At 65.0% G+C, this 14,891-nt stretch carries 11 protein-coding genes; 6 read left to right on the top strand and 5 right to left on the bottom strand.

The genetic code is table 11. The features are described 5' to 3' along the window. Positions 1 to 2 precede the first annotated feature (2 nt). On the bottom strand, positions 3 to 770 hold the full coding sequence (locus N2602_RS24070; protein ID WP_172783286.1) for an SDR family oxidoreductase: 768 nt from the start codon (positions 768 to 770) through the stop codon (positions 3 to 5). A gap of 12 nt (positions 771 to 782) precedes the next feature. Continuing rightward, the gene (locus N2602_RS24065) at positions 783 to 1,982 is read right to left on the bottom strand and encodes a mandelate racemase/muconate lactonizing enzyme family protein (RefSeq protein WP_260379673.1); all 1,200 of its coding nucleotides are present in this window, start codon (positions 1,980 to 1,982) and stop codon (positions 783 to 785) included. Positions 1,983 to 2,154: 172 nt separating this feature from the next. On the opposite strand from N2602_RS24065, the gene N2602_RS24060 reads away from it, so the two are divergent. Continuing rightward, entirely contained in the window at positions 2,155 to 2,922 is a 768-nt protein-coding gene (locus N2602_RS24060; protein WP_172783288.1) for a GntR family transcriptional regulator, read from the top strand. A gap of 142 nt (positions 2,923 to 3,064) precedes the next feature. Beyond that, positions 3,065 to 4,429: an MFS transporter gene (locus tag N2602_RS24055; protein WP_172783289.1), complete on the top strand. Its 1,365-nt coding sequence runs from the start codon at positions 3,065 to 3,067 to the stop codon at positions 4,427 to 4,429. 9 nt (positions 4,430 to 4,438) lie between these two features. Here the strand turns inward: N2602_RS24055 and N2602_RS24050 are convergent, their stop codons facing one another. Beyond that, a complete protein-coding gene (locus N2602_RS24050; protein ID WP_260379672.1) occupies positions 4,439 to 5,689 on the bottom strand; it encodes an arsenic transporter in 1,251 nt (416 codons plus the stop codon). A 152-nt stretch (positions 5,690 to 5,841) separates the two neighbouring features. Continuing rightward, positions 5,842 to 8,307 (bottom strand): PAS domain-containing sensor histidine kinase, encoded by a 2,466-nt coding sequence (locus N2602_RS24045; protein ID WP_260379671.1) that lies wholly within the window; start codon positions 8,305 to 8,307, stop codon positions 5,842 to 5,844. Positions 8,308 to 8,536: 229 nt separating this feature from the next. On the opposite strand from N2602_RS24045, the gene N2602_RS24040 reads away from it, so the two are divergent. The 4 genes from N2602_RS24040 to N2602_RS24025 all read left to right on the top strand — a co-directional run bounded on the left by N2602_RS24040 (position 8,537) and on the right by N2602_RS24025 (position 13,132). After that, positions 8,537 to 9,607, top strand: coding sequence for a putative zinc-binding metallopeptidase (locus tag N2602_RS24040; protein WP_260379670.1), 1,071 nt, complete (start codon positions 8,537 to 8,539; stop codon positions 9,605 to 9,607). Positions 9,608 to 9,796: 189 nt separating this feature from the next. Then, positions 9,797 to 11,812 (top strand): acetyl/propionyl/methylcrotonyl-CoA carboxylase subunit alpha, encoded by a 2,016-nt coding sequence (locus tag N2602_RS24035; RefSeq protein WP_172783293.1) that lies wholly within the window; start codon positions 9,797 to 9,799, stop codon positions 11,810 to 11,812. Positions 11,813 to 11,969: 157 nt separating this feature from the next. After that, on the top strand, positions 11,970 to 12,836 hold the full coding sequence (locus N2602_RS24030; protein ID WP_260379669.1) for an oxaloacetate decarboxylase: 867 nt from the start codon (positions 11,970 to 11,972) through the stop codon (positions 12,834 to 12,836). Beyond that, complete coding sequence (locus N2602_RS24025; RefSeq protein WP_172783295.1) at positions 12,833 to 13,132, top strand: acylphosphatase; 300 nt, start codon at positions 12,833 to 12,835, stop codon at positions 13,130 to 13,132. Before N2602_RS24030 ends, N2602_RS24025 begins: the two co-directional genes overlap by 4 nt. Before the next feature lie 200 nt (positions 13,133 to 13,332). On the opposite strand, the gene N2602_RS24020 is transcribed toward N2602_RS24025, so the two are convergent. Continuing rightward, positions 13,333 to 14,850: a PAS domain-containing sensor histidine kinase gene (locus N2602_RS24020; RefSeq protein ID WP_172783296.1), complete on the bottom strand. Its 1,518-nt coding sequence runs from the start codon at positions 14,848 to 14,850 to the stop codon at positions 13,333 to 13,335. Positions 14,851 to 14,891: the final 41 nt, after the last annotated feature.

The following is a 14,891-nucleotide window of genomic DNA, read 5'->3' as shown; positions in this document are numbered from 1 at the left end:
GGTCACATCGCGGCGATCATGCCGCCATCGACATAGATGATCTGGCCGTTGACGTAGGTCGACGCATCCGAGGCGAGAAAGATCGCGGCGCCCACCAGCTCATCCGGCTTGCCCCAGCGCTTGGAGGGGATGCGGCCCATCAGCCAGTTGTTGAAGTCGGCGTTGTTGACCAGCGCCTCGTTCATGTCCGTGAGCATGTAGCCGGGGCCGATCGCATTGGCCTGGATGCCGTGCTGGGCCCATTCCACCGCCATCGAACGGGTCAGGTTCTTGATGCCGCCCTTGGCCGCGGTGTAGGGCGCGATGGTGGGGCGCGCGAGCTCGCTGCCGAGCGAGCCGATATTGATGATCTTGCCGTGCTTGCGCGGGATCATGCGCTTGGCCGCCTCGCGCCCGATCACGAAGGCGCTGGTGAGGTTGGTCTCGATCACCTTGCGCCATTCGTCGGTAGTGAATTCGACCAGCGGCTTGCGGTGCTGGATGCCGGCATTGTTGATGAGGATATCGACGGCGATCCCCTTCTTGTCGAAGTCGTTGAACGCCGCCACGATTGCGGCCTCATCGGTGACGTTGAAGGCGGCGCCTTCGGCCTGATGGCCGGCGGCGCGAAACTCGGCGACGGCCTGCTCGACACGCTCGGGATCGACGCCGTTGATGATCAGCTTGGCGCCGGCCTTGGCCATGCCCTCGGCAATGGCGCGGCCGAGGCCGCGGGAGGAGCCGGTCACGAGCGCGGTGCGGCCGGAAAGGTCGAAAAGGGCGGTGCTCATCTCAATAGATCCTCAAGCGTTGGAGCGGCGCACGATGAGATCGGTGCGCTCGAAGACGGCTGGCAGAAGGTCGACGCCCAGGCCGGGACCTTCCATCGGGAAGACATAGCCGTCCTTGATGGTGGGCATCGTGGTGACGAGCTCATTGTACCAGCCCTTGTAGAAGGCGCGCACGGATTCCTGGATCAGGGTGTTGGGCTGGCTGAAGGACATGTGGATGGCGGCGATGAAGCCGATCGGGCCGATGCAATCGTGCGGTGCGAAGGGCCGGTGATAGGTCTCGGCCATCGCCGCGATCTTGCGGCCTTCGGTGAGACCGCCGGTCCAGCACAGATCGGCCATCACCACATGCATGGCGTCGCGGTCGAGCATGTCCTTGTAGGGGAAGCGCGAACCCAGCGTCTCGCTGGCGCAGACCCAGACGTCGGTCGAGCGGGCATATTCGGCCAGCGCCTGCGGCGAGTTCATCCGGATCGGGTCTTCGTACCAGGTCGGCTTGTAGGGCTCGAGCGCACGGGCGATCTGCTTGGCGGTCGGCAAATTCCACAGCGAGTGCAGCTCGACCATGATCTCCATCTTGTCGCCGACGGCTTTGCGGATCTTCTCGAACGGCTGGATCGCCTGCTTCATCTGCGATGCGGTGATGTAGAGGCCCTTGTTCTCCTGCGCCGCCGGATCGAACGGCCAGATCTTCATCGCCGAGATGCCGCTTTCGAGCAGGCTTTCGGCCAGCGCATCGGCATGGTTCATGAAGCCGTCGAGATCTTCATAGGGCCCCTTGGAGGCGCCGAGATTCCAATTGGCCACCGGGCTGATATTGGTCGAGCGCACATATTGGGTGCCGGCGCAGGTGTTGTAGATGCGCTGCTTGTCGCGGCAGAGGCCGCCGAGCATCTGGTGCACCGGCTGGCCGCAGACCTTGCCGAACAGATCCCACAGCGCGATGTCGATCGCGGAGGCCGCGCGGTATTCGACGCCGGTGGAGGACTGCGCCATCGGCAGGTTCAGCATGTCGCGATGGATCGCTTCGATGTGCAGTGGATTGCGGCCGAGCAGGCGGCCGGCAAAGGTGTCGTGGATCTGCGCTTCGACGGCGCGGGCGCCATAGAAGGTTTCGCCGAGACCGATCAGACCGGTGTCGGTGTGAACGCGGACCCAAATGACGTTGGAAAATTCCTCGGTGCGCAGTGTCTCGATCGACGTGATCTTCACGGCAACTATCCTCCCATCGAAAGGCGCTTCGCACCCGACGTCTCATTTTGCGCTGCAACATGTTGCAGGCCGTGCCGACGTCTTACGCTTGTAATATATCACAACATGTTTTAAGGGTGCCACAACCAGGGCGCCATCCTGCAACGAGAGCGCGGGCTGACGGGAGGACGACATGGCACGGCGCAAGCGCGCGCTCGAAGTGGTGAAAGACGAGGATGACGGCGGAGGCCGGCGCTCCCGCAGCAATCGTCTCAACTTTTTCGAGTTGGCCTATCAAAGGATCGAAGAGCTCCTGGTTCATTGCGAGCTCAAGCCCGGCCAATTCATGACCATGCTGGAATTGCAGCAAATCACCGGTTTTGGCCGCACGCCGGTGCATCACGCCGTCAATCGTCTCTCCGCCGACACCCTCATCATCATCCGGCCCCGTCATGGCCTCAACATCGCGCCGATCGATCTGGCGCGCGAACGCATGCTGCTCGGCCTGCGACGCGACATGGAGCGTTTTGTCATTCGCCTCGCGGCGGATCGCGCCAGTCTTTCCCACCGCAATCAGGCCTTGCACATCGAGCGTTTGCTGCGCGAACGTCGCGCCACTTTGACACTCGACGAGTTCAACAGCCTCGACCGCCGCATCGACGCGCTGGTGCTGGAGGCAGCCGGCGAGCCGTTCCTGGTGCACACGCTTCGGCCGCTGCACACGCTGTATCGCCGCATCGGCTACATCCACCACCGCTTCATGCCGGGACAGGCGGACCTGTCAGGCACGATCGATCATCATCTCGCCATTCTTGCAGCCGTCGCCAACCGCCGCGTCGAGGACGCGGTGAAGGCGAGCGATGCGTTGATCGACTACATGGGCGAGATGTTCTCAGGGATGGAGGCCGGGATCGATCCGCGCCTGCTCGATTGCAGCATCGAGCCGCTGCTCGGCGCGTAGAGCATGGTCCGGACCCGAAGGGCCGCGCTCGCGCAAAGTGTGCAGCGGTTTTCCGAAGCGATCATGCACAACACAACAAGCTAAAGCGCGATGAGATCCTGATCTCATCGCGCTTTGGAGAGTTCTGAAGAAAGGAAGAAGAATGTCAACGATGGCGATGCCACAAGCGACCGCGAGCGAAGCCGCGGTCCGCTACCTCATCACGAACTACAGTCCCAAGGGCAACAAGGTCGGCTGGCTGATGATGGCCTCCATCCTGGTCGAGGCCTGGGACCTCTATTCGATCGCCTTCGTGCTGATCTTCATCAAGGAGCAGTACAATCCCGATCCGCTGATGCTCGGCCTTGCCGCCGCGGGCACGCAAGGTGGGGCGCTGATCGGTGCGCTGCTCGGCGGCTGGCTGTCGGACAAGATCGGCCGCCGCGTGATGTTCCTGGTCACGATGGTGCTGTTCATCGTGCTGGCACTGGCGCAGGCCTTCGTGCCCAGCGTCGGCTGGCTCGTCGTGATCCGCTTCCTGCTCGGCATTCCGCTCGGCTCGGACATCTCGACCGGCTACACCTACATCATGGAATCCATGGCGAAGGGCGAGCGCGAGGTCATGGGCAACCGCTGGCAGTTCATGTTTGCCGTCGGTGAGGTCCTCACCATCGGCGTCATTGTGATCTTCCTTCTGGTCGACATGAACCACGAGATGCTGTGGCGCGTGACGCTCGGCCTCGGCGCGGTGCCGGCGCTGATCATCCTCATCATGCGTCACGACGTGCCGGAGACGGCGGTGTGGCTGGTGCAGAAGGGCCGCTATCGGGAAGCCAAGCAGGTCGCGCGCGAGATGTTCAACGACAATCTCGACATGCTGCCGGATCGGGACGTCGTGGTTCCCAAAACCAGCACCCGCGCGTTCCTCGCCGACCTCAAGAAAGATCCGATTCGCTGGCGCGCCACGTTGTATGGCTGGATCGCCTGCTTCGCGCAGGCCAGCGAGTTCTCGACCTTCGCGTTCTACCTGCCGGTGCTGTTCGTGATGGTCGGCGTGTCGAGCGTGCTCGGCATCAACCTGGTGACAATGGCGCTGTTTTCCTTCGCAGCGCTGTCGGGATGGGTCGGGCCGCTGCTGACGCCAAAAATCGGCCATCGCGGCATCTCCATCGCGGGCTTCTCCATCGTGCTGGTATCGCTGCTGGTCGCCGCGTTCGCGCTCTACACCGACAACAAGATGCTGCTGCCGTTCGCCGCGGCCGGCATGCTGTGGGGCCACTATTGGGACGCCTCGAACTGCATGACCATCCCGACCATGGTCGCCCGTCCGCAATATCGCGGCACCGCCAGCGGCTTCGCCTACATGTTCGTGAAGCTGCCGTCGTTCCTGGCGATCTTCCTGTTCCCGACGGTGTTTGCCGCGATCGGGCAGGCGAATGCCACGCTGATGGTCGCGATCTTCCCGCTGATCGGATTGCTCGCGGCAATCTTCATCCTGCCGGAAGTCTACGGCTACGAGAACGACTGAAGATGAGTGCTATCTGATCGCGGCGGCTAGCGCCGCGATCAGGGCCGGCGGCGTCACCAGCAGGCCGAGCTTGAGGAATGGCCAGGCGCCGACCTCGATCTTCTCGCGCCGGAGCGCGACCAGCCAGAGGATCGTGGCGAGCGAGCCGGTGACCGACAGATTGGGGCCGAGATCGACGCCGATCAGGATGGCGCTGACCACCGGCGGGGGCAGATGATCGCTGGCGGCGACCGAGCCGGCGACGAGGCCGACCGGGAGGTTGTTGGCGATGTTGTCGGCGAGCGCGGTGGCAATACCGACACTCCAGGCGGCCTTCGTCACGGACTGCGCCACCGCCTGATGCAGCAGTGCGCTGAGCTGCGCGATCACGCCGGTCTTCACCAGCGCTTCGACCATGACAAAGAGCCCGCCGACCAGCGGCAGCACGCTCCAGGACACGCCGTGCAGCACGGGCAAGGGCGATTGCCGGTTGATCAGCAGCACGATGGCGGCCGTCGCCACGCCGCAGACGAAGGTCGGCAGACCCAATTGCCTGTCCAGCGCCGACGCCGTGACCAGCACGATGCCGATCGCGACGATGCCTATTGCGGTGAGCTTGCCGCCGCGTCCGAGCTTGGGATGCGGTACGCTGCGCGCGATCGTCTCTTCCTTCAGCGCGCGGTGCTGGGTCAGGCGCAGCACGATGTAGGTCAGCAGGATCGACGCCGCCGAGGGCAGGGCGAACAGGCGCAGCCATTCCGTCAGGTGCGGCATGTGGGCGCCGAACACGACGAGATTGGCGGGGTTGGAGATCGGCAGCACGAAACTCGCGGCATTGGCGATGAAGGCGCAGACGAACAGATAGGGCAGCGGCTTCGCGCCGGCCGCGCGCGTCGCTGCATAGACGGCCGGCGTCAGCACGATCGCGGTGGCATCGTTGGAGAGCAGCACCGTCACCAGCGTGCCGACGAGGTAGATCAGCAGGAACAACCGCTGCGGCGAGCCGCGTGCATATTCCACCGCAAGCGCGGCGAGATAATCGAACAGGCCTTCAAGCCGCGCCAGTTCGGCGATCAGCATCATGCCGATCAGGAAGAGATAGACGTCGACACCTTTCTCGATGCCGACAAGGGCGTCCTGCCACGGCAGCAAGCCGAGCAGCACCAGCGCGCTCGCGCCGATCACGGCCCAGATCGCCTCGGGCAGGGACAGGGGCCGGATGATGACGCCTGCGGTCGCGACGGCGGTGATGCTCCAGGCCCAGATGGCGTTAGACGGCACGGTCAGTCCTTGAGGTTCGGTCAGTCATTCGGCATCGATAACCGATGTCGGAACGGCTGTCTTCCCCCAGAGTCTTGCCGCAGGAACAGTCTGGATTGCTTCGCTGCGCTCGCAGTGACGGAAATTGTGGCAGCTTCTAGCGAATGTCACACTCACCTTGCCACCGATAGCTTCTCCGTGATCGCCTTGCGCAGGATGCGCGAGAGCGATTCCACCGAATACGGCTTCTGGATCAGCTCGAAACCGCGGTGGGCGTTCTCGGCGAGCACGTTGCTGTAGCCGGAGGTGAGCACCACGGGCAGGCCCGGATAGCGCTCGCGGATGATGCCGGCGAGCTCGACGCCGTTCATTCCGGGCATGATGACGTCGGAGAACACGAGGTCGACGGCAAATTCGTTTTCGCCGAGGATCGCCAGCGCCGCGTTCGCATTGGCAGCGCGGCGGACGACATAGCCGAGATCCTCCAAGAGCTCGGTGGAGAAGCGGCCGACCTCGTCATCGTCCTCGACCACGAGCACGCGATAGCCACGCCCGGTCGTGGCCGCCTCGTGGCTCAGCGCCGCGGCTTCCTTGTCCGTCGCCGGGCTTTGCGCCCGCGGCAGATAGATGGTGAAGGTCGCGCCCTTGCCCGGCGTGCTCGTCACCGCAATGTCACCCTCGGACTGCTTCGCGAAGCCGAAGGCCTGGCTGAGGCCGAGGCCGGTGCCCTTGCCGACCTCCTTGGTGGTGAAGAACGGCTCGAAGATCGAGTCGAGATGTTCCGGCGCGATGCCGCTGCCGGTGTCGCTGACGGAGATCGCGACATAGTCGCCGCCGCGCGCCGATTGTGCGCGCAGGCTCGGGATTCCCGAGACCTTGCGCACGGCGATGGTGAGGCGGCCTTCACCGTCCATGGCATCACGGGCGTTGATGGCGAGGTTGATCAGCGCAGCCTCGAACTGGGCGATGTCGGCCACCGTGAAGCAATCGGCGTCCTGAATCTCCACGGCGATCTCGATGCGACCGCCGACCAGCGGCCGGACCAGCTGCGCCACGCCCTCGACCTGACTGCCGACGTTGAAGATCTGCGGCTTGAGCGGCTGGCGGCGCGCGAAGGCCAGAAGCTGCGCGGTCAGCTTGGAGGCGCGCTCGACCGTCTCGGAGATGGCATCGACGTAGCGGCGGCGGCGCTCCTCCGGCAGCTCGCGCCGGCGCAGGAAATCGGTCGCCGAGCGGATGATGGTGAGGAGATTGTTGAAGTCGTGCGCGACGCCGCCGGTGAGCTGACCGATCGCCTCCATCTTCTGCGACTGCCGCAGCGCTTCCTCGCCGCGACGCCGCTCGGTGATGTCGACCGCCTCGGGCACGGCGCCGGTGATGGCGCCGTGGCGGTCGAGCACGGGCCGCATGCCGAAGTCGAAATCGCGCTCGCCGACGGGAAGGCGCAGGCGCATCTCCAGCCGCACGGGTTCGCCTTTGAGCACCGTCTCGAAGGCCTCGCGCACGGCGGCACTCATACCGTCGGTGCCGGTGAACCAGGGCGTGTCCCAGAACGGCTTTCCGATCACGTCGGCGGAATTCGCCTTGATGCCGGCGAGCGCGGTCTTGTTGGCGTAGACCAGTTCGCCCTCGAGATTGACCAGGCCCTGATACTGATTGCTGGTCTCCAGGATCGCGCGCAGCCGCGCCTGGTTGGCTTCGAGCTCGGCGGTGCGCTCGGCGATGCGCTCTTCGAGCGTCTCGTTCAGCCGCCTGAGCTCGATCTCGGCCTGCTTGGCGACGGTGACGTCGTGGGCGACGCCGATGAAGCCGATATGCTTGCCGGTCGCATCCCAGCGCGGCTGCGATTCCGAGCGCAGCCAGCGCCATTCGCCGCTGGCGTTCTTGTAACGCGCTTCCAGCACGAAGGGCTTGAGGGACGCTTCACCCTGGACGGATTGCTGCAGCACGTGCGGCAGGTCGTCGGGGTGCAGCACCTTGCGCCAGTCAAAATCGATGGCCTGATCGTAGGGCAGGCCGACGAAATCGACATAGGCCTGGTTGGCGAAGGACCGCTTGCGGTCGAGCTTGGTGACCCAGATCGGCACCGGCGCGCTGTCGGCGATCAGCCGGAAGCGCTCCTCGCTTTCGCGAAGTGTCTCGCGCGCCAGCGCCTGGTCGGTCATATCGATATGGGCGCCGACGAGCCGGATGGCGCGGCCGTCCTTGTCGCGCTCGATCTTGGCGACCACCCGGATCCAGCGGGTCTCGCCGTCGCTGGGGCGGATGATGCGGTATTCAGCGCTATAGTCTTCGCTCGCTCCGGCGAGAGCTTCGAAGAAATGCTTGACGGTAGCGTCGCGGTCGTCGGGATGGATACGGTTGACCCAATCCTCGTGCGACTCCTCGGCGGCTTCCGGCGGGAGGCCGTGGATCATCAGATATTCGGGCGAGCGACGGTTCTTGAAGCCTTCGCGGAAATCGACCTCGACGCCGCCGACCTTGCCGATGCGCTGGATGCGCGCCAGCTCGGCCTCGCGCTCCTGCAGCGCGCGATAAGCGTTGTCGCGCTCGCGCGCGACGTCTTCGAGGTGCTGGCGCAGCCTTTCGGCGGCGATGGTTTCGGGCAAGGGATCGTTCAAGGCATCGGCCGTTGTCATCTAGGTGCGCGCGTGCCGGACCGATATTCACACAGACGGGGCGTGATGGCCATTGTTTAGAGGGCAGGTGGTGCCCGGAAATGGTGGCGCGAGCCTGAACGTGGAGAAGTACGCGGTGGCAACGTCCGGTCTGGCAATTTGTTCCGAATACTGGAACGATCGGCTGATTGATGCGTCGTCGCGAGGCGCCAGCTCTCTTACAAGCTTTCCTTTCCCACGAGGCTAAATCTTGAAGCTCTTTGTCTGCCAGGCCTGCGGCAACGTCCTCTATTTCGAGAACCGCGCCTGCGAACGCTGCGGCCATCGGATCGCCTTCCTGCCGGAGAAGGAGACGATGTCGGCGATCGAGGCCGACGGGGCGGCATGGAGAATCCTCGCCGACAAGGGCGAAAGCCGGACGCTGTGCCGGAATGCCGAGTACGACGCCTGCAACTGGCTGACCGACGCCGCCGATACCACTGGCTATTGCCGCGCCTGCCGTCACAATGGGACGGTGCCAAACCTCTCGGATCCGGCGCAGCTCGCCGGCTGGCGCGAGCTGGAGGTGGCAAAACACCGTCTATTCTATTCCCTGATCCGCTGGAAGCTGCCGCTTCAGACCCGCCAGGACAATCCCGAGCATGGCCTGATCTTTAATTTTCTCGCCGATGATCCGCACAGCGGCGAGAAGGTCATGACCGGCCACGACAACGGCCTGATCACGATCGCACTGACCGAGGCCGACGACATCGAGCGCGAGCGGCGCCGGCTCGAGATGGGCGAGCCGTACCGGACGCTGCTCGGGCATTTCCGCCACGAGGTCGGGCACTATTTCTGGGACGTGCTGGTGCGCGATGGCGGCAAGCTCGACCAGTGCCGCGCCGTCTTCGGCGATGATTCCGTCGATTACGGCCAGGCGTTGCAGCGTCACTACGCCGAAGGGCCGCCGCCGGACTGGCAGCAGAACTACGTCTCGGCCTATGCCACGACCCACCCCTGGGAGGATTTTGCCGAGACCTGGGCGCATTACCTCCACATCGTCGACACCCTGGAAATGGCCGCCGAGTTCGGCATGGAGGTGCGTCCCAAGATCGACCGCGGCGGGGAGTTGACCGCGCGCATCCGCTTCAACCCCTACGAAGCGAGGCATGTCGAGGCGCTGGTGAATGCATGGCTGCCCTTCACCTTCGCCATGAACAGCGTCAACCGCGCTATGGGCCTGCGCGACCTCTATCCCTTTATCCTGTCGTCCGCGGTGGTCGGCAAGCTGGGCTTCATCCATGACCTGGTCCGGGACGTGGCCAAGCCTGGGAAGCCCTAGGGATGCCGCACGGCGTGCCCAGGGCGCGCCGGGTGGCCCATTTCGGTCTTGCGCTGGTACGCCAGAGTCCCCGGATTTAGACCGTTGCCTCCGGCCCATTTTGATGTACCACGGGAGCCACACGGCCCCTCCCATAGGCTCGAACGGCCAGGGAAGGGGTCCCGCCCAAGGTCGAGACTCAAGAAAAGCATGTTCAAACGCATTCTGATCGCCAATCGCGGCGAAATCGCCTGCCGGGTCATCAAGACTGCCCGCAAGATGGGAATTCAAACGGTTGCGGTCTATTCCGAGGCCGACCGCGATGCCCTTCATGTCGAGATGGCCGATGAGGCGGTGCTGATCGGCCCGCCGGCCGCGGCCGAGAGCTATCTGGTGATCGAGAAGATCGTCGAGGCCTGTCGCAAGACGGGCGCCGAGGCCGTGCATCCCGGCTATGGCTTCCTGTCCGAGCGCGAGGCGTTTCCGCGCGCGCTGGAAGCCGCCGGCATCGTCTTCATCGGCCCGAACCCCGGGGCGATCGCGGCAATGGGCGACAAGATCGAGTCCAAGAAGGCCGCCGCAAAAGCAAAAGTCTCGACCGTGCCGGGCTATCTCGGCGTCATCGAGGACGACAAGCACGCGGTCCGCATCGCCGACGAGATCGGCTACCCCGTCATGATCAAGGCCTCCGCCGGCGGCGGCGGCAAGGGCATGCGCATCGCCCATTCCAAGGCCGAGGTCGCCGAGGGCTTCAACCTCGCCAAGGCGGAGGCGAAGGCCTCGTTCGGCGACGACCGCGTCTTCGTCGAGAAGTTCATCGTCGATCCCCGCCACATCGAGATCCAGGTGCTGGGCGACAAGCATGGCAACGTGATCTATCTGGGCGAGCGCGAATGCTCGATTCAGCGCCGCAACCAGAAGGTCATCGAGGAAGCGCCGTCGCCGCTGCTGGACGAGGCGACCCGCCGCAAGATGGGCGAGCAGGCGGTCGCGCTCGCCAAGGCCGTGAACTATGATTCCGCCGGCACGGTCGAGTTCGTCGCAGGCCAGGACAAGAGCTTTTACTTCCTGGAGATGAACACGCGCCTCCAGGTCGAGCATCCCGTCACCGAGCTCGTCACCGGCGTCGACCTCGTCGAGCAGATGATCCGCGTCGCCGCCGGCGAGAAGCTCACCATCGCGCAGAAGGACGTCACGCTGACGGGCTGGGCGGTGGAATCGCGCCTCTATGCGGAAGATCCGTTCCGCAACTTCCTGCCCTCGATCGGACGGCTCGTGAAATATCGCCCGCCGGCGGAGGCCAGCAAGGACGGCATCACCATCCGCAACGATACCGGCGTGCAGGAGGGCGGCGAGATCTCGATCCATTACGATCCGATGATCGCCAAGCTCGTCACCCATGCGCCCTCGCGCGCGGCTGCGATCGAGGCGCAGGCCACCGCGCTGGATTCGTTCTATGTCGATGGCATCCGCCACAACATCCCGTTCCTGTCGGCCTTGATGCATCATCCGCGCTGGCGCGAGGGCCGGCTCTCGACCGGCTTCATCGCCGAGGAATTCCCCAAGGGCTTTGCGGTGCGGGTGCCCGAAGGCGAGGTCGCGCGGCGCATCGCCGCGGTCGGCGCCGCGATCGATCACGTGCTGGGGGCGCGCAAGCGGCAGATCTCCGGCCAGATGGGCGGCCGCGTGGTGCAGCGCGAGCGCCGTCGCGCAGTCTGGCTCGACCGCCATGAGATCCTGCTCGAGGTCGCGCGCGAAGGCGAGGCGATCGCGATCCGCTTCATCGATGCCGACGGCAAGGCCGGCACTGCGCATCTGTTGCAGTCGCCGTGGAAGCCGGGCGATCCGGTCTGGCAGGGCACCATCGACGGGCAGTTCGTCGCCGTGCAGGCGCGGCCGATTCCGAACGGCATCCGTCTCGCGCATCAGGGCGTCGAGGTCCCGGTCTATGTCTGGACCGAGGCCGAAGCGACCTCCGCACGGCTGATGCCGGTGACGACGGCCTCCGACAGCGGCAAGAAGCTGCTCTGCCCGATGCCGGGCCTCGTCGTCTCGATCGCGGTGAACGAGGGGCAGGAGGTCAAGGCCGGCGAGACGCTCGCCGTGGTCGAAGCCATGAAGATGCAGAACGTGCTGCGCGCCGAGCAGGACGGCACGGTGAAGAAGATTCACGCCAGCGCCGGCGCGACACTTGCGGTCGACGCGCTGATCCTGGAGTTTGCGTAAGCGTGTGAGTGGGGCTCTCGTCGGGCCCCATCAACACCGTCATTGCGAGCGCAGCGAAGCAATCCAGACTGCCTCCGCGGAAAGATTCTGGATTGCTTCGCTGCGCTCGCAATGACGGAGTATGTTGCGGCTGCGTCGCAACAATTGAGAGGGCACCATGGCCTTTCGTTCCCGCCGCGAGAAACTGCGCTCCACCCTGTCGGGCCCAATTTGCGTCCATCCCGGCTCGGTCTATGACGCGATCTCGATCCGAATTGCCGAGGATCTCGGCTTTCCGCTCGGCATGTTCGGCGGATCGGTGGCCTCTCTCGCCGTGCTCGGCGACCCCGATGTCACGCTGATCACGCTCACCGAGCTCGCCGAGCAGATGCGGCGGATGTCCCGCGCCTCCGCGCTGCCGGTGCTCGTCGATGCCGATCACGGCTACGGCAATGCGCTCAACGTGCGCCGCACGGTGCAGGAGCTGGAGACGGCCGGCGCGGCCGGCCTCACCATCGAGGACACGCTGCTGCCGGCGGCATTCGGTGAGACGAAGGCGCAGCTGATCTCCCTCGAAGAGGGCGTCGGCAAGATGAAGGCGGCGCTCGCCGGCCGCAGCGATCCCTCGCTGGTCATCATGGGCCGCACGGGCGCAGCCGCGATCACCTCGATCGAGGATGCGGTGCGCCGCGCCCAGGCTTACGAGGCGGCCGGCGTCGACGCGCTGTTTTTCACCGGCGTCAAGTCGCGTGCCGAGCTCGAAGCGATTGCCGCCGCCACGCGCCTGCCGATCGTGCTCGGCGGCGCGTCGGAGGAATTGAGCGGGCTCGATTATCTTGCCGGTCAGCGCGTCCGCATCGCGCTGCAGGGCCATGCGCCGATCGCCGCGGCGACGCAAGCCGTGTACGAGACGCAGAAGGCGTTGCGCGAGGGCACGGCGCCAAAGAGCCTCAAGGGCGTGGCATCGTCGGAGCTGATGGCCCGCGTTGCGCGCGAGGCCGCGGTCAAGGCGCGCAGCGCCGATTGGCTCGGATCGAAGCCATGAGCCGGGTGATTCTCCAGGTCATGATCCGCGGCCGCGTGCAGGGCGTCGGTTATCGGGCCTGGGTGGAGTTCCAGGCCGCCGCGTGTGGCCTCGAAGGCTGGGTCCGCAACCGCCGTGACGGCAGCGTGGAGGCGCTGTTCGCGGGTGCGCCGACGCACGTTGCCGACATGGTCGCGCTGTGCCGCCACGGCCCGCCGCTCTCGCGCGTCGACAGTGTCACCAGTGAAACCGCAAGCGTGGATGAGCTGAATTTGCGCAGGGCAGGGGAAGCGTTTTCCGTACTGCCGACGGTGTAGGTGTTCTTTCCCCGCAGGCGGTGTTCCCTCGCCCCGTTCTTACGGGGTCGCGACGAGCTTCGCTCGCGCTGAGAGGGTTAGGGTGAGGGGCTTCTCTCAACGCGAGCGGTCGTAGAAAGACCTGTACCCCCTCACCCTAATTCGATCTGCGATCGAATTCGACCTCTCCCCGCAAGCGGGGAGAGGTGAAGAAGAAACATTCACCTTGGCAGTTTCGAGATCGCCTCGCTCAGCTCGTGGATCTCGTAGGGTTTGCGCAGGATCGGGAAATCGCCGCGCACGCCGGCGGCGACCTCGCTGTAACCGGTGGCGAGCAGGATCGGCAGGCCGGGACGGATCTGGCGGAGGTGATGGGCGAGGCTGAGGCCGTCCATCTTGCCGGGCATGACGATGTCCGAGAACACGAAATCGACGCCGTCGCTCTCGATCTCGCGCAATGCCGCTTCGGCATCGGCGACACGGCGCACCTGATAGCCGAGCTGCTCCAGAAGACCGATGCTGACCAGCGCGACATCGGGATTGTCCTCGACCAGCAGCACCGTGCCGCTGCCGCGGAACGCCGTTCCCGCCGTCTCCCGCGACGGCACATCCGTGCCGCGCGGCAGGACGATGGTGAATGTCGTGCCCTTGCCGAGCTCGCTTGCCACCTTCACCGTGCCGCCGGCCTGGTGGGCGAAGCCGTGGACCTGCGAAAGGCCGAGGCCCGTGCCTTTTCCGATCGCCTTGGTCGTGAAGAACGGCTCGAAGATCTTGTCGAGGACGTCGGAGGGAATTCCAAGCCCGGTATCGCGGACGTCGATCGCGATGAAATCGCCGACGAGGGGCGCCTCATTCAGCACGACGTTGCGTGCCGCGATCGTCACCGTGCCGCCGTCCGGCATCGCGTCGCGGGCATTGATGACGAGGTTGAGCAGCGCGGTCTCGAGCTCGGAGACGTCGGCCTTGATCGGCCAGGTGTCGGAGTGAATGTCGAAGGCGATACGCACGGAGCTGCCGACGCCCGCGTCGAGCACCTCGCGGATGGCCGCGACGCGTTCGGCAAAATCGATCGCCTGCGGGTTGACGCTCTGCCGCCGGGCGAAGGTGAGAAGCTGGTTGGTCAGCGCTGCGCCGCGCTTGGTCGCGGTGTCGATCGCCGAAATGGCGCGCTCGAGCTTGGGGTCGTCGGCGGCGTTCTTCTTCAGGATGTGAAGGCTGCCGCTGATGATCATCAGAAGATTGTTGAAGTCGTGGGCCACCCCGCCAGTGAGCTGTCCGAGCGCATCGAATTTCTGCGACTCGGCCAGCTGCTTCTGCATCGCCTCGAGCTTGAGCTGGGCATTGCGACGCTCTGTGATGTCGCGTGTGATCTTGGCGAAGCCGATCAGCCTGCCGTCCTCGTATATCGGGTCGATTACGACGCTCGCCCAGAAGAACGTGCCGTCCTTGCGGACGCGCCAGCCTTCCTCCTCGTATCGGCCCTTTTCGCGCGCGATTCCGAGCGCCCGCGCCGGCTTGCCATTGGCCCGGTCGGTCTCGGTGTAGAAACGGGAAAAATGCTGGCCGAGGATTTCTTCGGGGGGGTAACCCTTGATGCGTTCGCCGCCGATGTTCCAGCTGGTGATGGTCCCGTTTGGGTCAAGCATATAGAGGGCGTAGTCGGCGACACCCTCAACCAACAGCCGAAAACTGCGCTCGCTCTCGAACAGGTCTCTCTGTTGACTGAACTTTTCGGCCATTCCGGACCCCGCCTCGACGGGAACAAACGCCGAAGAGGTCG

This window comes from Bradyrhizobium sp. NC92 (assembly GCF_025200865.1).
Lineage (GTDB): Bacteria > Pseudomonadota > Alphaproteobacteria > Rhizobiales > Xanthobacteraceae > Bradyrhizobium.
This window is presented reverse-complemented; position numbering and strand designations above follow the sequence as displayed.